Here is a 19871-nt window from a genome sequence, read left to right as displayed (position 1 = left end):
ATGAGAAAAAACGACCTCTTTATTAAGAGGTCATTTTCTTCACATTACTTCGCAGATTTTGCTGCTTCTAATGCTGCTTCATAGTTTGGATGGCTTGTACCTTCGCCTACGTATTCTACGTAAACTACTTTGTCATTGCTATCTACTACGAATACTGCACGAGCAAGTAAACGAAGTTCTTTCATTACTAAGCCGTAAGCTTCACCGAATGAAAGGTCACGGTGGTCAGAAAGTGTAACAACATTTTCTAAACCGTTTGCTGCACACCAGCGTTTTTGAGCGAATGGTAAATCAGCGCTAATTGTTAATACTTTCGCGTTTTCAATACCTGCTGCATCTTGGTTAAAACGACGTGTTTGTGCATCACACACACCTGTGTCGATTGAAGGTACAACACTAATTAATTTTACTTCGCCTTTGTATGTTTCTAAACTTACTGGAGATAAGTCGTTTGCTAATACTTGGAAGTTTGGCGCTTGATCGCCAACTTTAACTTCTGTTCCAACTAAAGTCATTGGATTACCTTTAAAAGTTACGTTTGCCACTTGAAAATCCTCCCTTATTTAAACAAAATATGTACACTGTAAATGATAGTTTGTCCCTATCGATAATGCAAATAAAATCGCTTTATTTACAAAAAAATAAAAGAAGCTAACCTATTGATTAGCTTCTCTATTCGTTAAATTTGAAATTCAGGATCGTCTTCTTTGCGTTTATCCATCATTTCCTTCACTTTATCAACAGCTTGTGGCGCTAATTCAATTATTTTATCGATGACGTGTGTTTGCTTATCTAAATGCAACACTTTTACACCTTCTCCATTTATAACAAGAAAAGCAACAGGATTAATAGAAACTCCTCCACCGCTTCCCCCGCCAAATGGATGACGGCCTGCTTGTTCTTTACCAAACTCACTTCCACCAGCGGCAAATCCGAAACTAACTTTCGAAACGGTAAGAATTACACTTCCATCTGCCGCTTTAATTGGGTCACCAACAATTGTATTTACATCAGTCATTTGTTTTAAATGCTGCATTGCGGTTGTCATTAAACCTTGAATTGGATGGTCCATTCTATATCCCCCCTATGCTTGAACAGGTTTCTCTGCCATACCAGATTTTTGTTTTCTCATAAACATGAGCAATTTCACCGCTGTTTTTACAGTACGGAATATACGAAAAGATGCTGTTAACTCACATCTTGACGCAAATCCCTTCCCTTGAAAAACAGGAGTAATTTCAAATTCTGGTACATCGACAATATGCATATATTGTCCTACAACTCCAGCAGCCATTCCTTTTGTCCCCCATGCATATCCTGTGACAATTCCAGTACTAGCTGCGTCGCCTGCTCCAATTTGCGTGTGCCATTTCCAACCATTGATTTTCACTCGTTTGAGAAAATCTTTAACAATAGTATGAACTTCTTGAAGCCTTTTTATCAGTTCTCCAATGCTATCAAGTTGGGCCATAATTTTATTATCTAGTCCGCCGTCCTTTTCAGCTTTTTTTATTTTTTGTCCGGTCTTCTTCTGTTGCTTTTCAATTCTTTCCAATACATCAAATGTGTATCGAATCATCCATATCTTCACTTGAAACAAACATTGCTTTTCCATTTCTGAATATAAAAATGTCACTTTAAGTGATATTTTCGACAATAGTATAAGCAAAATAAATAGGAGAAGAATTATCATTCCAATTGCGAGCCACTCCATACGTATCATCCTTTCACTCCGTACCCATTATCGACAAGTTTATTCATCATTAAACAACCTTTGATAAAATTGAATATAAAAATTTTTCTAAAAATAAAAAGGTATTTTGACAATTTATATCGAAATATATTATTTGAACATATCATCGAGAATACATTCTAATGGTATGAAGCACTAAAACTAGAAAATCTAACTGCAGTGGAGGGATACATAATGGCAAATCGTCGCAATTTATTTTTCTTTTATGGTGATGACAAAATAACGCTCGTTGAAAAAATGAAACCAATCTATAGTATTTTAGAGGAGAATGGATTTACCATATTAGATCATCCAAAAAATGCAAACGCTATCGTCAGCGTTGGAGATGATGGAACTTTCTTACAAGCCGTTCGTAAAACCGGTTTTAGAGAAGATTGCTTATACGCAGGGATTTCTACGAATGATGAAATTTCATTCTACTGCGATTTCCACATCGATCACGTTGATACAGCCCTTCAAGAAATTACAAAGAACGAAATTGAAGTGCGAAAGTATCCAACAATTCAAGTAGATGTAGATCACGGTACATCTTTCCATTGTTTAAATGAGCTCTCATTACGCTCTAGTATCATTAAAACATTTGTTGTAGATGTACACGTCGACGATTTATATTTCGAAACATTTAGAGGTGATGGGTTAGTTATCTCCACACCAACAGGCAGTACTGCTTACAATAAATCATTACACGGCGCAGTTGTTGATCCACTTATCCCGTGTTTCCAAGTAAGTGAACTAGCATCTTTAAATAACAACACATACCGTACACTTGGTTCACCGTTCATTTTAAATCACAAACGTACATTAACTCTAAAACTACGACCAGACGGTAACGATTATCCTGTTATCGGTATGGATAACGAAGCGCTTAGCATTAAACAAGTTGAAAAAATTGTTGTGCGCTTAAGCGATAAACAAATTAAAACAGTTAAATTAAAAATAATTCGTTCTGGGAAAAAGTACAGAGAACGTTTTTATAGCATTAAAAAACCGTCGCATTATGGGAATTCCATAATACGACGGTTTTTCTTTCTCTCTCTATCGTTCGCGGTTTTCGTCATCTTTTGTCGGTAAGTCGATATATTTCAATAATCGCTGATATATTCTCACACTTCTTTTCTATAAAGTGAAACTTTAATCAGTGGGGGTTTTCTTCATCCCCCACTGATTATTAGCCTTCACCAATCGGACTTTTATGGGCAGCCCGACCCCCACCTAACTTCTTTGCTTTCGCTGAATTTTGAGGTGGGGGTCTTACTGCCCATTAAAGCGGGATAAACAATCTTCCCATCAATAACAGTCATCGCTGCTTGCACTTCTCTTATTTCTTCTGCTTCTATTTCAAAAATATTGCGGTCTATTATCGTAAAGTCTGCCTCATATCCTTTTGTAATTTGTCCCCGCTTCGCTTCTTTTCCGATTGCATAGGCACTTCCTGTTGTAAATAAAGAAACAGCCTCATATACTGTTAGCCTTTCTTCTGGCATATAACATACGCCGTCAATAAAACTTCTACGTGTAACAGCGCTATATATACCTAAGAAAGGGTTTACTTGTTCAATTGGTGCATCAGAGCCACCGTTACAGTGCAATCCAGCTTCTAATAGCGTCTTCCAAGCGTATGCGTAACGGAGACGACGCTCTCCTAGTTTTTCAATTACTGACGGGAAATCCGATGATACAAAGACAGGCTGAATATCGATAATAGCTGGCAAGTGTTTCATTCGTTCAATCAATGCTTCACGAGCAAGCTGACAATGAATAATGCGGTCACGTAATCCTTTTGCTGGTGGATATAATTCGAGTGCATCAATGACGTATTCAAGTGATAAATCACCAATTGTATGAATGGCAACTGGCATATGTAAATCTCGTGCTTTTTTCACTAACTCCGCAAGCTCTTCACGTGAAAAAATTGCAACACCATTCGTTTCCTTCTCATCTTCATACGGTTCACTTAATAAAGCTGTTCTTCCGCCAAAAGAGCCATCAGAAAAAATTTTCATGGCACCAAATTCAATATAGTGCTCATCTTCATATTCTTTTCGTTCATTTGCTACTTCATGGTGAACGAGTAAGTGCGCTTTAAATGGCATTTCTTTTATAACATAAGAAAACGCATTATACGTTTTTCTAAAACCACCATAATAATTTAAATCTTCCGTATGCCCACCAACGAGTCCATATTGCCAACAATCTTTAATCGCTGTTTGCAGCGCTCTTCGTAAATAAGCTTCATCAATTTCAGGCTGAACATGTTTAATTAATTCTTGTCCTTGTTCATATAAAAGCCCTGTTAACATATTTGATGAATCCCGGCCAATTTTTCCACCTTTCGGGTCTTTTGCCTTTTCTGTTATGTTCGCTTTTTGCAGTATGTATGAGTTCACCCATGTAACGTGACGACAAACTCGCTTTAATAAAATGGGATGTTCTTTCGAAATGATATCTAGATCACGCGCGTGAACGTCTTTTGTGTCTGTAAAGTTATTTTCATTCCATCCTTCTCCAATAATCCAAGACCCTTTTGGTGCTTCTTCTACTCGCTTCTGAACGAGAGTAAGCACTTCGCTATAAGATGTACAATTGGATAGGTCTAGACGAAGTAGCCTCTCCCCATGACCAATAAGATGCATATGACTATCAACGAGACCTGGAATCATCGTTTTTCCTTCTAAGTCATGCAATTTCTCCGCAAAGTATCGGTTTTCTAACTCTTCTTTACTCCCGACATCAACAATCATACCGTTTTCAACGTAAATCGCATCCACTTTTTCACTTTCTTCTCTCATCGTGTAAATAGTGCCGCCATGCCAAATTTCTCCCATATATTCATCCCCTTTTTATTTTAGTCTACGAAATTAGAACGTATAAAAAAAGCACCATTTCGATTAAAAATGGTGCTTTTTCTAAAAATTACTTTTGCTCAGTAGTAGACGTTGTAACTTGCCATTCAATATTAAATTTATCTTTTACTTGTCCGTATGCTGGGCTCCAGAATGTTTCTTGAAGTGGCATAATAACTTCGCCACCTTCTTGTAACTTATCGAATACTTCTTTCGCTTTTTCCGCGTCACTAATTTGAATTGCAATTGTTACTTGAGATCCAATTGCATGCCCTTGACCTGGGAATGTATCAGAAATCATAAGATCCGTATTACCAACTTTTAAAGTAGCGTGTAAAACGCGCTCTTTCGCTTCAGCTGGAACCGGGTATTCTGGATTTTCAGGCATGTCACCAAAAGTTTGCATAATTTCTACTTTTGCATCTAACGCCTCTTTGTAAAACTGAACAGCTTCTTGCCCACTACCATCTAAAACTAAGTAAGGATTAATACCTAAAATCATACGGACACCTCTTTTTTTAATTTATAAAAATCGAACTTATGTTCGTTTTTATATTATCATACGTTTTACATTTCATTCAACTATTTACTACTCTATTTTCGAAATTATTTTGAAGGAAGCTCCATCTCTTGGTTTCTAAGTTCAATGCGGCGAATTTTTCCAGAAATCGTTTTTGGTAGTTCATCTACAAATTCAATTTTGCGAGGGTATTTATATGGTGCAGTAAGTTCTTTGACGTGTTGTTGTAGTACTGGAATTAATGTTTCTTCGTTCTTTTCTATATTCTCTCTTAATACAATAAATGCCTTCACGACACTTCCACGAATTTCATCTGGACTTGCAACAACCGCACATTCTCTTACGTATGGATGTTTTACAAGTGCATCTTCTACTTCAAACGGCCCGATTGTATAGCCAGAGCTAATAATGATATCATCTCCACGTCCTTCAAACCAGAAATAGCCGTCTTCATCTTTCTTCGCTTTGTCACCAGTAATATAATAATCACCACGGAATTGCATCGCTGTACGCTCGTCATCTTTATAATATTGTTTAAAGAGGGCTGGTGTTTCAATGTGAACTGCAATATCACCAACTTCTCCAAGTTGTACAGGAACTCCTTCCTCATTTACGATATCAACATGGTTGCCTGGCGTCGGTTTTCCCATTGATCCTGGTCTAATGTCCATCCCTTTCATTGTCCCAACAAGTAGTGTGTTTTCCGTTTGCCCATAACCATCTCTCACTGTAATATCGAAATGCCTTTGGAACGTTTCAATAACTTCCCTATTTAGTGGTTCACCGGCCGATACAGCGCTATGTAACGCTTCTAAATTGTACTCACTTAAATTTTCTACTTTTGCCATTAATCTATACTCAGTCGGCGTACAACAAAGCACATTCACTTTATTATCATCTAATAAATTCAAATACGTTTTCGGTTCAAATTTACCGTGATATACAAATCCCGTTGCCCCTGAGCCGAGAGTTGCTAAAAACGGGCTCCAAATCCACTTTTGCCAGCCCGGACTAGCCGTCGCCCATACAACATCATTCTCTTCAATTCCGAGCCAATTTGGGGCGCTCGTACGTAAATGAGCATATGCCCACGCATGCGTATGAACGACACCTTTTGGATTTCCTGTCGTCCCTGACGTATAAGATAAAAAGACCATATCTTCTTTGTCTGTCTTCGCCATTTCTAGCCTATCGCTTTCTGTTTCTAATGCTGTTTTTAAATTCATCCAGCCATCTACTGACTGCTCGCTCAGGACGAATTTTTGAAGAGATTCCATCGCCTCTATATCATCAAATTGTCCAATATACGGTTCATAACTTACAATCGCTTTTACTTCCCCATGCCCGATACGATATTCGATATCTTTTTTGCGTAACATTTCCGAACTTGGAATCACAACAAATCCCGCTTTAATTGCAGCAATATACGTCATATAAGCTTCAATTAAGCGCGGCATCATAATGAGAAGCTTGTCCCCTTTTTGTAAACCACTTTTTATAAAAGCGTTTCCAATTTTATTTGCACCTTGCATTAATTCACAATATGTAACTTCTTTTCTATTCCCTTTATCATCTTGCCAAATTAAAGCAAGCTTCTCTTTATCACCTGTATATTTCTCTATTTCAGAAACTAAGTTATAAGACGGTGGCGCCAATAATTCCTCTCTTTTCATAAAATATCCTCCTTCATTTCTATGCCTCCCTTTTATAATAAAGAATTTTCAGTTAATTTTGAACCCTCTTCTTTTGACAAATTTTTCACGTCTATGTCGAAATAAAGTGAAACTTTAATCAGTGGGGGGTTTTCTTCATCCCCCCACTGATTATTAGCTTTCACCAATCGGACTTTTATGGGCAGTTAATCCCCCACCTAACTTCTTTGCTTTCGCTGAATTTTGAGGCGGGGGTCTTACTGCCCATTAAAGCGGGATAAATGTATCACGATACAAACAACAAAAAGAAAGAGCGGGAGAACCCGCTCTTTCTAAGCCATCATATATGGGATTATTTTTGGAAACCGCCTAATTGTTGCTCAGCTAGTGAAACTAGACGTTTAGTGATTTCGCCACCAACAGAACCGTTAGCGCGAGATGTTGCATCAGCTCCAAGTTGAACACCAAACTCTTGAGCGATTTCGTATTTCATTTGATCTAATGCTGCTTGAGCACCAGACACTGCTAATTTATTTGTGCTTGCCATGTTGTATCACCTCCTTGTGAGTATAGAGTGTGATAAACAACATGACTTCATACATATTTTAGATATGGTAATTTATGGTTTTAGAAAAGTTCCTCGAATTTTTCTTCTTCCGCCACTACTTCTACTGTTTGTAATACCATTGTTTCTTTGTTCGCTACAGCTTCGTCGATTAACGGTGTGAAATCATATTTCGCTTCAAAACGGTTTGCTTTTTCACGCTTCGGTTTTGTAGCTGGGCTTGCTGGTGTGAATACTGTACAGCAATCTTCGTACGGACGAATTGAAATCTCGTACGTTCCAATTTCTTCAGCAATTTTAATAATTTCTAATTTATCCATCGTAATAAGCGGACGAATAACTGGGTAGTTTGTTACTTCGTTAATCGTATGCATACTATCTAACGTTTGGCTCGCTACTTGTCCAAGACTTTCACCAGTCGTGATTGCAAGTGCATTACGCTCCTCAGCAATGCGTTCTGTAATACGCATCATCATACGGCGCATAACCGTCATTGAATAGCTAGATGGAATTTCTTTATTAATCGTTTTTTGCACTTCTGTAAATGGAACAAGGTGAAGCGTTACACGTTTACAATACTTCGTTAACTCTTGTGCTAAATCAATTACTTTTTGTTTTGCACGCTCGCTTGTGAAAGGCGGACTATGGAAGTGAACTGCTTCCACAGATACGCCGCGTTTCATCGTTAAGTAAGCTGCTACCGGGCTATCGATACCACCAGAAAGAAGTACCATTACTTTTCCACCAACGCCAACTGGTAAACCGCCAGCTCCCATACGCTCATCGCACATGATGTAGCTATAACCACTACGAATTTCTACACGTACATTTACATCTGGATTATGAACATCTACAGTAATATCTTCTGTATTTTCTAGAATGTATCCACCAATCTCAGGTAATAATTCCATCGTTCTCATTGGGAAATGCTTATAAGAACGGTGTACAGTAATTTTAAATGTTTTCACATCGCCTTTTACTTGTAGGAAAGCTGCTAATGCACCTTTTTTAATGTCTTCTAATTCTGATGGTACTTTCATTGCTAGGTTAAACTTATGAATACCGAATACATCTTGCAATCTTTCAGAGATCGCTTCATGATCTTCACCATTTAATTGGATGTACATACGGTCATGTGTTGCATCGATTTTAATATTTGGGAACTTTTTCAATTTGAACTTCACGTTATCTTTTAATGTGCTTACAAATTTAGAACGGTTCTTACCTTTTGTCGTCATTTCTCCGTAACGCACTAAAATATATTCATATGTCATCATATTTCTTTACCTCATCACTTCATATAATTTTGGCATCGTCTCTTTCACAATACCTTCAAATTGTTTTACTTCTTCCATCGTGTTTTCTGGTGCCAAACTAATGCGAATCGCACTTGCAGCTGCGGCATGCGGTACTCCCATTGACACTAACACTCTGCTCACTTCATTTGCTTTTGAAGAACAAGCAGACTTCGTTGATACATAAACACCGTGTTCTTCTAAAGCATGAACGACCACTTCTGGTTTTAAACCAACAAACGATACATTTAAAATGTGTGGTGCTGCATATGCAAGCGACGTATTAATCGTTACATCTTCCATCTCTTTAAAGAAACGGACAAGCTCTGTTTGTAAACTTTGCAAATGAGCTATCTTTTCTTTCACTTGTTCCATCGTCATGCGAAGTGCTTTCACCATCGCTACAATGCCAGGTAAATTTTCTGTACCAGAGCGATATTTAAGCTCTTGTTGACCGCCTGATAAAATTGGATCTAACCTTACACCATCACGTACATAAAGAAGGCCCGTTCCTTTTACACTATGGAATTTATGTCCAGATATTGAGCAAAGGTCAATATGAGAAGCGTATAAATCAAGCGGTACTTTTCCTATCCCTTGTACATGGTCCACATGGAATCTTATTTTCGGATAATTCGATAATAACGTTCCAATTTCAGCAACAGGCTGAATTGCTCCAGTCTCGTTGTTCACATGAATAATTGACACAAGAATCGTATCTTCACGAAGTGCTTGCTTTACATCTTCTACCGATACAACACCATGCTCGTTAACCGGTAAATATGTTACATCAAACCCAAGCTCTTCTAATTGCTTATATGCTTCAAACACAGACGCGTGTTCAATATTCGTTGTAATGATATGTTTGCCGCGCGAACGATTCCTCATCGCAATCCCTTTAATCGCAAGGTTATTCCCTTCCGTTCCACCTGATGTGAAAATAATTTCAGAAGGTTTAACGTGAAGGAGCTGCGCTGCAATTGTTCTTGATTGTGTTAATAGACGCTCTGCCTCTCCTCCTAGCGAATGAATGGAAGAAGGATTTCCAAAATATTTTCCAGCAACCGTTACGTACGATTGAAGGGCTTCTGGATATGGCTTCGTCGTCGCACTATTATCAAAATAGATCATCGTTCTTCCCCTTTCAGCGCTATCACATCATATAATCATATCACAAATACGTGTAATTACGCTAAGACTACTCAAAGGTTCCGTTATATTTTCAAACGAACAACCTTACTGTATTCCGCTATTCATTATAGCAACATCGTCTTCAAAATTACACAAAAAAACAAACCCTTTATGAAAGGGTTTGTTCATTGTCTACATATTCAGCTATTTTTTGAACAACACCAGGTTCAAGTTGCTCTAGTATAGAAGCCGCTTGTTCTAAAGCTGCATCGTATTGATATTCGCGGAATAATTTCTCCGCATAATTTAAACTTTCTGCCAGGTTCTCATCGTGACTGCGGTAACGGTTACCGTATTGTATTAATTTTTCAACTAAATACGCCTGTCCAATTAACTCTTCTGTCATTTCAGCTACACCATTAACAGTTGTGTATGCTTCTTCTAAACTACTATTTACAGCGTTCATATTTAACGGTTTCACTTCTAATTGATCATAAACAGCTTGCATCGCCATTTGCCCTCTTTGTAAATCTTCCATAATACTCTCTGGAAGACCTGGCAAATTCGATTTTTGCATAAAGCGCTTCGTTTCGAAAATAGTATTTCGCATTTCTTGTAATTTCTCACGCGCCTCAAATTCTTCTTTACGCATCGTTTGTAGCATTTCTTTATACTCTGCATGAAGTACTTTCAACGTTTCACATTGCTCATAGACCTCTTCTAGTTCCTCACGAATAATAGAGAAGGCAATATCTTGTTCCGCAACGCGTAATTGTAGCATTTCAAAACGTTTCGTTAAAATGTGCATTTGCTTTTCAATTACTTTTTGAGACTCAATGTCCTTATCTTGTAACTGATAACTTTGTTTCACAAGTTGTGTTTCTGCTTTTGTTTCAATTGTTTCAGTGCGAATCTCTTCTAAATCTTCATAAACAGAAAGTGTTTTTTGCTCCACATAATGTCTCGCATGCACCTCTTGCTCAAGTTGATCATAGAAACCATCTAAACGAGTTTTTAAGTTTTCTACTTTTCCAGCTGCTTCCGTTATGTGCAGCTCCTGTATGTCCATTAAACATGTGTGTAGTTGTGTCGTCATATCGCGAACTTCTTTAGGGATTTCCAAATACTCTAATACATAGCCTTGTCTTACCATATCATTATGACCGTGTAATAAATCTTCCAGCTGAACTGGTAATGTCGCCTGACATTCTACCAATAAATCTGGGATTTGGTGAATAATGATTTCTAAATCTGCTAAACCTTCTTCCAAACTAATAACGATCTCTCTCGCTTTTAAATAGTCACCATTATCGGTTGCTTCTTCAAAAGTTTTGAATTTATTAGATTCAGCGTCTAGCATCTCTTCGATTTTTTGTTCAGCAGCTCCATACATATGTCTATGTGCAAGAACACTCTTCTTCATACTACGATATGTATCACGTAATCCTTCAATTTCCGAGCTATTTTTCTCATGGCTTTCTAACAATTGCTGTAATTCATTTAAAATGCCAGTAATACGATTATCAGCGTCATCTAAACCACTTATGGATTCATTCATCGCATGCTTTGCTTTTCGGAAGGAGAATTGCGAGGCGAATTTTCGCGCTTGCGCTAAATCTTTGTCAGCTTTCGGAAGGGTTGTTGATACAATTTCATCCCATTCTTCACGCCATTTACCAAACAGTTCTTCTGTTTGACCCGTCATATTTAAATCTTTTACCCGTTTTAGTTCATCTGCTACAGGTTTATCTTTTATCTCTTGTTTCCACTGCTCCAGTGCCTCAATATCTTTATATGAACGATTTCTTATCACAAGCTCTATCATGAGCAGCACTAGAATAGAGCTTACTACAATGATAACGATCGTCAGGATAGAATCCATGCAAAAAAGCCTCCTAGTTATATCTCTTTTTTTGTCCGTTCCGTTTATGAAATGGAAGGCATTATGTATAAAAAGGGAATTCCCCTATATTTAACAACTAACAATGTACTAATCATACCATGTAATGGCTTGTTTTTGACCTAGTTTTTTTTAAAATTTCATGTTTCTTTCAATGCAATTGTAATCTTTCTCAATCTTCCGCTTACTCCTTTATCTATCCTCAAATGATTGTAGTAACAGGTTCTCTTCCATATGAGATGCGAAATAAATTTTGCGCACAAGTGGCGGTTCAATAGGAATTGCATTCACATTCCCTTGCTTTATCGCTTGCTCTACTACCATTTCTGGAAGTAACGTAATACCAAGTCCAGCACTGACCATCGCAAGCATCGGCTCTGCATAAGAAGTTTCAAACGCAATAATTGGCTTCGCACCTATCCCTTGAAACATGTTCGTAATCATTTTCCTTACATCACAGATTTCTGGATAGACGATTAACTTTTCATTTTGCAAATCTTCCATTCGGATTACTGTTTTCACTTTATAAAGATGATCATTTGAAACGACACAAACCATTTTTTCTTCTCGTATTTCTTTTATACACGTAGCGCCTTCTACTACTGAATCGACGAACATTGCTTCAATCTTCCGTTCTTTAAAGAGTCCCATTAGTACTTTCGTATGCTCAATTTTCCATTCCACTTCGAATCCGTCACCTAATATATCTTTACATTTCGATATATAATTTGCTGCTAAACTTGGCAATATGCCTATAGAAATGTGCTGCTTCTCTTGAAATTTCTTCATTTCGGCTTTCACTTCTTGTATCTGTTCCAAAACCGGTAACATTCTTGTTATAAATAACTCTCCAGCCGCTGTTAACTCCACTCCTTGCGCGGAACGCCTTAGTAAAGTAACCTCTAAATCCGCTTCTAACCTTTGAATTTGTTTACTAAGTGCCGGTTGAGAAATATGTAAAAGCTTACTTGCCTTTGATAAACTTCGCGTGTTCTTTACTTCAATAAACGATCGTACTGCCTCTAAATCCATCGTACACACCTCTAACAAAAAGTTATAACTGTCATAAAAAATCGGTATTTCCTTCTATAAGCAATTACTCTTTATACTTATTTCATCAACTTACTATAACGAAATGTAAAGGGGAAAGATACTCTTGAACAAAAAACAAATACTACTCGGATCCACCCTATGCTTACTGGCTGTAACTGCTTGGGGATTTATGTTTCCAGTAATGGCGAATGCTTTGCAATTCATCGATCCGTTCTTCTTCACAGCTATCAGATATGGGTCAGCAGCTATTATTTTCCTTATACTACTCTTAATTGCTGAAGGAACACATTCGCTCCGCTTAGAAAAAAGAACACTTTCGTTATTCTTTTATGGAACAGTCGGTTTCGCAGGATACGGATTTCTCGTTTTTTACGGCCAACAACTTGCCGGACCTTCTGGAGCCATCCATGCCGCGATGATTCAGTCTCTTATGCCGCTCATCGCTTTATTATTGCAGTGGATAACCAAAAACAAACGCCCACAAAACTACACATTCCTTTGTATGTTCGTTGCACTAATCGGTGTTATGCTTGTCATTTCAAAGGGAAATATTCACTTATTATTCGGAGCTGCCAGTCACTTCTCAACAAATCTACTTATGCTATGTGGTGTTACTTGCTGGGTCATTTACACGAACGGCGGTGCTCAATTCCCATCTTGGTCACCACTTCGATATACGACGTTAACTTGTTTATTCGGCTCTATTTCACTCGTTTTTATTGTCGCTGTATTAACTTATACAAACGTCATTACTGTACCGTCACTACGTACAATTGTGAGCGTTCGTTTTGAACTCTTTTACATGTCGATTATCGCGGGTGTGATCGCTGTCTTTTGCTGGAACACAGGAAATCGCTATATTTCATCTATTAACGGCATATTATTTATGAACTTAGTTCCTGTACTTGCTCTTATTGGTTCCATCTTTCGAGGTTATACAGTCGACAAAATTGAAATTGTCGGCGCCTCATTAACAATTATTGCGCTATTATGCAACAATGTATGGCAAAGAAAAGAAACGACAAAAATCCCCACCTCAGTTCGTTAGGTGGGGATTTTTCACATATGAACAGCTCTTGGCCATTCCTGATACATATTCGTTTTACATAATGCCTGTTCCATCCATTGCTCAATTTCTTTCGTGTACATTTCTAAGAAAAATGTCTCGGACGGGAACGAATGCAATACTTCTGATATATATTGCGGATATAAAAACGGCATATTCATCATGCCTTTTAATTGCGTCATAAACATTGTAAAAGATACCTTCTGAAACTCTTGTTTCGTCTGCCCTTGCCTAATAATTTGCTCTATATAATATCTTTCTTTTGAAAAATAAATCGTCATCACTTCACGAATTAACGTCGTATCAAGCGAAAGCTCTCGGTAGAAGAAACGTGTCAGCTCCCTGTTTTCAAATTGATATCGTAAAATCCCGCGCACCATTTGCACCATCACATCTTTAGCCGACAAATACTCTCTTTGTTCAAACGACATTTCAATCACATGAATATATCCCTCTAAAAAATCAGTAATAAGCTGTTCTAATAAACCTTGCTTTCCAGCAAAATAATATGAAATATTGGCTACATTCACATCCGCTCGCTTTGCAATGTCTCGCACCGACGTTCCATCATACCCTTTCGTGTTAAACAACGATATTGCCGCATCAATTACTTTTTGTTTCGTCTGTTTCATGCGCTCACTTCCTCTCACTGAACAGCTATAGTTTAAATTTCTTGACTTTTAAGACAAATTCCTTTAATTTTCTATCGACAAAGTCATGTGAAATACATCGTATTTTGCTAACATTTTACACATCTCGATAAAAAGGGAGTTGTTTCCATGTTTACTAAAGAAAGTTATGCAGGATCTCGTGAACAGCAATATGAGACAGTAATTAAACAATTGGATGCATTATTAACTGGCGAATCAAACGTAGTCGCAAACTTATCAAATGCGTCCGCATTATTAAACCAATTTTTAGATCGCGTTAATTGGGTTGGCTTTTATGTAACAGAAGGAAATCAGCTTGTTCTTGGACCATTCCAAGGAATGCCTGCTTGCGTGCGCATTCCTTTCGGGCGAGGCGTTTGCGGCGTGGCAGCTGAAACGAAAACAACACAGCTTGTAGCAGATGTTCATCAATTCCCAGGACATATCGCTTGCGATAGTGCTTCTAATTCAGAAATCGTTGTACCGATTGTGAAAGAAGGAACTGTCATCGGTGTACTTGATATTGATAGTCCCGAAAAAAATCGTTTCGACGAAGTAGATCAGCACTATTTAGAAAAGTTTGTGGAAGCACTCCTAAAACATATGTAACAAGAAAAGAGGGAGTTATCGATTCAGTACATCACGTACGAAACCGATAGTTCCCTCTTTTTTATTGATTCACAGTAGATATTTTCTTTAACGCCTGCTCTAAGTCAGAAACAATATCCTCCCACGATTCTAAACCGACAGATAAACGTATTAAATTATCAAAAATACCCATTTCTTTTCTTAGCTCAGCCGGAATCGCAGCGTGCGTCATCGTCGCTGGATGCTGAATTAACGTTTCTGTATCTCCTAAACTGACCGCAATCGTAATAAAGTGTAGATCATTGATAAACGCTTGCGTCTCTTCTTTTCCGCCTTTAATTGAAAAAGAAATCACACCGCCGCCCCGCTTCATTTGGCGAGATGCTAACTCCCCTTCTGGATACCAAACACCTTCTACCGCGTCATGATTTTTTAGAAACGATACAATTTTTTCTGCATTATCACAATGGCGATCCATTCTTACGGCTAACGTCTTTAATCCGCGTAACAATAACCATGCGTCAAACGGCGCCATAATACCGCCGATATCTTTTCGCATCGGGCGAATTTTTTCAGCTAACGCTTTCGTTTTACAAATTGTTACACCCGCCACAACATCGCCGTGACCACCAATATATTTTGTCGCACTATGCACAACAGCGTCACAGCCGAGTTCAAGTGGTCTTTGTAAATAAGGTGAACAAAACGTATTATCAACAATGACAAGTAAGCCATTTTGCTTCGCAACCCGAATCACCTGTTTTAAATCAATTAATTTCATCGTTGGATTAATCGGTGTTTCAACGAAAATAAGCTTTGTATTAGGACGAATCTTACTTTCAAGATCTTCTTCTGTCTCCATATCACAAAATGAATGTGTAATCATAAACTTCTCTTCTAACACTTCTAAAAAACCGTACGTACATCCATATAATCCATTTGAACAAATAATATGATCTCCAGCCTTTAAAAAGCCAATTAAAGTTGCTGAAATAGCTGCCATACCAGATCCGAAGGCAAGTGCTTCTTCTCCTCCTTCTAACACCGCCATACGTTCTTCAAATAATTTCACAGTTGGATTTCCAAGCCTTGAGTAAATATAAGACGGATCCACTCCCGCAAAACTCGCCTCACCTTGCTCCGCAGTCTCAAATGTAAATGTAGACGTTTGAAATAAAGGTGGTGTTAAACTCCCTTTATGTTCCTCAGATGTATAACCGTGATGAATTAACGCTGTCTCCATATGCTTCTTTTTCATAAAAACATCCCCTTTTATGTTTTTATTGCCGCATATCCATCAACAAAAATTTGATGAACGTTTTTACTGCATTTTATGTAAGCGTTTTATTTGTGTTTCTATCTCTTCTTTTATATTGTTTTAAATTCCTTCTTGTTAATTTCCAAAATTTATATGCATAAAACAAAAACGTACTCGCTTGACGAAACTCTGGGTAAAAGATATAATAGCGTTTGTGTAAAATAAAAAGGCAGCCTTGTAATGTGAGTTTATCGTTTGTATTTTGTTCCTCTACGGAGGTGTATCTCGTAACTCCCTGCTGCTGGAGCGAAGGTACATGAAAACAAAATGCCCGTAAATATCGATTACGTCTGTTTTTATTTTACGTAAATAAAAACATTTTTAAAGGAGGAGTCAACTATGGCTCGTTATACAGGTCCAGCTTGGAAACTGTCTCGTCGTCTTGGAATCTCTCTAAGCGGCACAGGAAAAGAATTAGAAAAACGCCCTTACGCACCAGGTCCTCACGGTCCTAACCAACGTAAGAAACTTTCAGAATACGGTTTACAATTACAAGAGAAACAAAAACTTCGTCACATGTACGGCATGACTGAGCGTCAATTCCGTCGCACATTTGACCAAGCAGGTAAAATGCCTGGTAAGCACGGCGAAAACTTCATGATCCTTCTTGAAGCTCGTCTTGACAACTTAGTTTACCGTATGGGCTTAGCTCGCACTCGTCGTGCAGCTCGCCAATTAGTAAACCACGGTCACATCACAGTTGATGGATCTCGCGTAGATATCCCATCTTACCGTGTAAAACCTGGTCAAACTATCAGCGTTCGCGAAAAATCTAACAGCCTTGTTGTTGTTAAAGAAGCGATCGAAGTTAACAACTTCGTACCAGAATACTTAACTTTCGATGCTGACAAATTAGAAGCTACTTACACTCGTCACGCTGAGCGCGCTGAGTTACCAGCTGAAATCAACGAAGCATTAATCGTAGAGTTCTACTCTCGTTAATCTCGGTACTCTGAAAAGAGTCGTATTAAAAGCCTTAGGAACCTTGTTTATCAAGGGGCCTGGGCTTTTTTTATGTTGTATTAACAATGCAAAATAAAGCATCAAAAAGAATGTACCTGGGGCTAGTTTGGGGCAAGAAATTATAAGGCTGGCGTGTGTATAGAAATGAGTAAGTGTAAACAAAATAATAAAAAGCTCTATGGATTCATAGTACATTTACCTTATTTGTAGTTAATAATTATAAGCCCTTCTTTTCTTCAAAAATTTTCATTGTTCTTTTATCCACATAAGCAAAAAACTCTCTGCTTCTACTGCTGGAAAATACCACTTTCCACCTATCTTATATTTTGGAAACCGTTCGTCGTAAAAGAATTTATCCTTTATGGTATTTTCACTCATACTCGTTTGCTTACATAATTCTTTCATATCCCACAATGTTTTTCTATGTTCAATTTGCTCTAGACGTTTTCGTATCTCTTCCAAGAAAAGTTCTTCAATTTTACGTTCATCTATCTTAATAGCAAACATATTATTTACCTTCTTTCAATTCCTCATCTTTAATCATTATCCCACCCATTGTTAGTGACGTGATTTTAATTGTTTTACCATGTTCTCTAGACAAGATACTCTCGAATATTGGCTTTAACTTACGTAGCTTTTCCTCTGTAATCTCAATAGTCCAGTTATTCATTAACATTAGCCTCATTCATACTTTTTAATTCGTTTTGTTTCTTTCTTTACTCACATTTTCTTTGTATGATTAATTCTCTTGCCGCTGGTATCAACGGTGTTAAGAACCTTTTCCATTGTTCTTTCGTAAGAATTACCTTTACAACATTCCTTTTTCATCACGAATAATTTGTCCTTTCTCATTTCCCATACCCTTTATCCCCTTTTTTCTTGTTCAGCTTTACGAACCGCTAATATACGCGAAACCGATGTTTTCATAAAAAGCGCTGCCATCTTTAATGCTGTTTCTTTACTAGGCGGATTATCTAATATAATTCATTCTTTTCTTTCCATAAGATCCTCTCATCTTTTCATTCATGATTTTTTATTTCCTTTATAAATTATCCTCGTGTGTAATCTCCCGTTTTCCACAAAAACTTCTCTATCATATTTCAACAAAATTTCTTCACGGTTAATCGTTTCTACTTCCTCACCAACTCACCAATATCCAGCACGAAGTAAAAACTCAGAAAAACCTTCTGGAATCGTGAACTCATAACCATCTAAAGTAATGCTCGTTACTTCAATACCTTCTCTGATTATCATTTAATCACTCTTTCAATTGGAATGTGGATAAGTTCGCTTTGAGGCATGTTAATACCTTTACAAAAATAATAAGTTACGTAAACAACTTCTTTGATAAAGAGTTTATAGAAGCATAAAAAAAACCTAAACGTCGAGGGACGAATAAGGGTAAATTTAGAAGAAGAGCATACAGAGCGGGATTCTCTACAACCGTAATACATGTTTTCATATTGTTAAAACACTCAAAATTCCTCTTAAGGATGAAATATTTACATATCTTATTTACATAATTTATGTTATGGTTTCATATGTTAATTACTTACAACACTTTTAAAAAGGAGTATCCATATATTGAAAAGGCCAGAACTCTACTAACAAACCAAGAAGAGGTAAAAGCGCAACTTGAAAAGGTTTATGCGAAAGCTAAGAAATTACAAGACATTAAACCACCTAAACAATATGAAAACTTACAACTGGAACTAAAAAAATCTCTTATTCTCTATGAAAAGTCGATAGATAAGATGTTAGAAGGGGTAGACAAAATCAATGAGAGTAAGGTAGATATTGGTTCTGAGAGTATGGATGAAGCCTTAGAAATGTCTGGTAAAGCATTAGACAATATTCGAGCATTAGACGAACAAAGTGTAAGTGAAGTAGAATAATAAATACTAAAGGGGTATGAGCAAATGAAACGTAAACTATTAACTTTAGCGATTCCGATGTTGTTAATAACTGGGGTAGGTTGTGAGTCAAACGATAAAAAGAAAGACGAAGTAATGGAAGCTTCTGTTAAAGAAAACAAGAAAGAAGACTATGGTAAGAATGCAACATACTTACTTAAAGATTACACGGAACAAACGGAAGAAATACAAGACCTTATAGATAGCAGAAAGTCTAATAAGAAGAAAGCTGAAAAGTTAAAAGAGTTATCAAAACCTTATTTCGAGTTAATTGATAAGATTGATAAATTAGATTATCCATTAGCCGAAGACAATAAAACACCAATAAAAGTAACTAAAGCAATGATATTCTCGAAATCAGGGGTAGAGAATATGCAAACAGGTTTAGAAGAGAATGATGAAGATTCAATTGAATTCGCTAAAAAGAATTTAGACGATGCTTCTGAAATAGTAGACAAAGCAACAAAAGAACTAAGTAAAAAGAAATAACACAAAGGGATATATGTCAATGAAACGTAAACTATTAGCTTTAGCTATTCCTGTTATGTTGTTAGCAGGTTGTACAACATAGACATATGGACTTACACAGTCAGAGTTTCGTAGACATTTCACCCCCCTTCATTTTTAAAAAAATAGTGCAACTATTGATGTGCCCCTACGC

At 37.3% G+C, this 19871-nt stretch carries 19 protein-coding genes and 3 pseudogenes; 6 read left to right on the top strand and 16 right to left on the bottom strand.

The genetic code is table 11. The features are described from left to right. Positions 1 to 44: 44 nt before the first annotated feature. The 3 genes from tpx to EUC40_RS03815 all read right to left on the bottom strand — a co-directional run bounded on the left by tpx (position 45) and on the right by EUC40_RS03815 (position 1723). Positions 45 to 545: a thiol peroxidase gene (gene tpx / locus EUC40_RS03825; RefSeq protein WP_000024527.1), complete on the bottom strand. Its 501-nt coding sequence runs from the start codon at positions 543 to 545 to the stop codon at positions 45 to 47. A 134-nt stretch (positions 546 to 679) separates the two neighbouring features. Beyond that, positions 680 to 1072 carry a GerW family sporulation protein gene (ytfJ, locus tag EUC40_RS03820; protein ID WP_000350001.1) on the bottom strand — a complete coding sequence of 131 codons (393 nt, stop codon included), beginning with the start codon at positions 1070 to 1072 and terminating at the stop codon, positions 680 to 682. Between the two features lie 12 nt (positions 1073 to 1084). Continuing rightward, positions 1085 to 1723 (bottom strand): DUF2953 domain-containing protein, encoded by a 639-nt coding sequence (locus EUC40_RS03815; RefSeq protein ID WP_156573751.1) that lies wholly within the window; start codon positions 1721 to 1723, stop codon positions 1085 to 1087. A gap of 204 nt (positions 1724 to 1927) precedes the next feature. Here EUC40_RS03815 and EUC40_RS03810 point away from each other — a divergent pair. Next, positions 1928 to 2730 (top strand): annotated as a pseudogene (locus EUC40_RS03810) (NAD kinase). A gap of 294 nt (positions 2731 to 3024) precedes the next feature. On the opposite strand, the pseudogene EUC40_RS03805 reads toward EUC40_RS03810, so the two are convergent. The 8 genes and pseudogenes from EUC40_RS03805 to EUC40_RS03770 form a co-directional block, all read right to left on the bottom strand. Beyond that, positions 3025 to 4578 (bottom strand): annotated as a pseudogene (locus tag EUC40_RS03805) (amidohydrolase); the annotation flags it as partial. A gap of 88 nt (positions 4579 to 4666) precedes the next feature. Continuing rightward, entirely contained in the window at positions 4667 to 5098 is a 432-nt protein-coding gene (locus tag EUC40_RS03800; RefSeq protein WP_071710352.1) for a VOC family protein, read from the bottom strand. A 104-nt stretch (positions 5099 to 5202) separates the two neighbouring features. Then, positions 5203 to 6789: an acyl-CoA synthetase MbcS gene (mbcS, locus tag EUC40_RS03795; RefSeq protein WP_071710351.1), complete on the bottom strand. Its 1587-nt coding sequence runs from the start codon at positions 6787 to 6789 to the stop codon at positions 5203 to 5205. Between the two features lie 331 nt (positions 6790 to 7120). Further along, positions 7121 to 7315, bottom strand: coding sequence for an alpha/beta-type small acid-soluble spore protein (locus EUC40_RS03790; protein ID WP_000168890.1), 195 nt, complete (start codon positions 7313 to 7315; stop codon positions 7121 to 7123). An 80-nt stretch (positions 7316 to 7395) separates the two neighbouring features. Next, complete coding sequence (gene thiI, locus EUC40_RS03785) at positions 7396 to 8610, bottom strand: tRNA uracil 4-sulfurtransferase ThiI (RefSeq protein WP_071710350.1); 1215 nt, start codon at positions 8608 to 8610, stop codon at positions 7396 to 7398. A 6-nt stretch (positions 8611 to 8616) separates the two neighbouring features. Then, on the bottom strand, positions 8617 to 9759 hold the full coding sequence (locus EUC40_RS03780; protein ID WP_071710349.1) for a cysteine desulfurase family protein: 1143 nt from the start codon (positions 9757 to 9759) through the stop codon (positions 8617 to 8619). 169 nt (positions 9760 to 9928) lie between these two features. Next, positions 9929 to 11641, bottom strand: coding sequence for a septation ring formation regulator EzrA (gene ezrA, locus EUC40_RS03775; RefSeq protein ID WP_156573749.1), 1713 nt, complete (start codon positions 11639 to 11641; stop codon positions 9929 to 9931). Between the two features lie 210 nt (positions 11642 to 11851). Further along, the gene (locus EUC40_RS03770; RefSeq protein WP_156573747.1) at positions 11852 to 12691 is read right to left on the bottom strand and encodes a LysR family transcriptional regulator; all 840 of its coding nucleotides are present in this window, start codon (positions 12689 to 12691) and stop codon (positions 11852 to 11854) included. A 124-nt stretch (positions 12692 to 12815) separates the two neighbouring features. Between EUC40_RS03770 and EUC40_RS03765 the strand changes: the two genes are divergently transcribed. Continuing rightward, entirely contained in the window at positions 12816 to 13760 is a 945-nt protein-coding gene (locus EUC40_RS03765) for a DMT family transporter (RefSeq protein ID WP_156573745.1), read from the top strand. Between the two features lie 11 nt (positions 13761 to 13771). On the opposite strand, the gene refZ is transcribed toward EUC40_RS03765, so the two are convergent. Next, positions 13772 to 14410, bottom strand: coding sequence for a forespore capture DNA-binding protein RefZ (gene refZ, locus EUC40_RS03760; RefSeq protein ID WP_000814916.1), 639 nt, complete (start codon positions 14408 to 14410; stop codon positions 13772 to 13774). A gap of 147 nt (positions 14411 to 14557) precedes the next feature. Here refZ and EUC40_RS03755 point away from each other — a divergent pair, with 147 nt between their 5' ends. Then, positions 14558 to 15037: a GAF domain-containing protein gene (locus EUC40_RS03755; protein ID WP_156573743.1), complete on the top strand. Its 480-nt coding sequence runs from the start codon at positions 14558 to 14560 to the stop codon at positions 15035 to 15037. 61 nt (positions 15038 to 15098) lie between these two features. On the opposite strand, the gene megL is transcribed toward EUC40_RS03755, so the two are convergent. Continuing rightward, positions 15099 to 16274 (bottom strand): methionine gamma-lyase, encoded by a 1176-nt coding sequence (gene megL / locus EUC40_RS03750; RefSeq protein ID WP_071710346.1) that lies wholly within the window; start codon positions 16272 to 16274, stop codon positions 15099 to 15101. Positions 16275 to 16673: 399 nt separating this feature from the next. Here megL and rpsD point away from each other — a divergent pair, with 399 nt between their 5' ends. Beyond that, the gene (rpsD, locus tag EUC40_RS03745) at positions 16674 to 17276 is read left to right on the top strand and encodes a 30S ribosomal protein S4 (protein ID WP_071710345.1); all 603 of its coding nucleotides are present in this window, start codon (positions 16674 to 16676) and stop codon (positions 17274 to 17276) included. A 267-nt stretch (positions 17277 to 17543) separates the two neighbouring features. Here the strand turns inward: rpsD and EUC40_RS03740 are convergent, their stop codons facing one another. From EUC40_RS03740 to EUC40_RS03730, 3 genes and pseudogenes are all read right to left on the bottom strand, one after another. After that, positions 17544 to 17804 (bottom strand): hypothetical protein, encoded by a 261-nt coding sequence (locus EUC40_RS03740; protein WP_156573741.1) that lies wholly within the window; start codon positions 17802 to 17804, stop codon positions 17544 to 17546. Between the two features lies 1 nt (position 17805). Next, positions 17806 to 17967, bottom strand: a complete 162-nt coding sequence (locus tag EUC40_RS03735; protein ID WP_167520134.1) for a hypothetical protein — start codon at positions 17965 to 17967, stop codon at positions 17806 to 17808. A gap of 353 nt (positions 17968 to 18320) precedes the next feature. Further along, positions 18321 to 18551, bottom strand: a pseudogene (locus EUC40_RS03730) (hypothetical protein). Positions 18552 to 18838: 287 nt separating this feature from the next. Here EUC40_RS03730 and EUC40_RS03725 point away from each other — a divergent pair. Together EUC40_RS03725 and EUC40_RS03720 are read left to right on the top strand one after the other, a co-directional pair. Then, positions 18839 to 19192, top strand: a complete 354-nt coding sequence (locus EUC40_RS03725; RefSeq protein ID WP_156573737.1) for a hypothetical protein — start codon at positions 18839 to 18841, stop codon at positions 19190 to 19192. A gap of 24 nt (positions 19193 to 19216) precedes the next feature. Next, complete coding sequence (locus EUC40_RS03720) at positions 19217 to 19699, top strand: hypothetical protein (protein WP_151626218.1); 483 nt, start codon at positions 19217 to 19219, stop codon at positions 19697 to 19699. Positions 19700 to 19871: the final 172 nt, after the last annotated feature.

This window comes from Bacillus luti (genome assembly GCF_009739945.1).
Classification (GTDB): domain Bacteria; phylum Bacillota; class Bacilli; order Bacillales; family Bacillaceae_G; genus Bacillus_A; species Bacillus_A luti.
The sequence above is the reverse complement of the archived record's forward strand: the minus strand, read 5'-3'. Positions and strand labels throughout refer to the sequence as shown.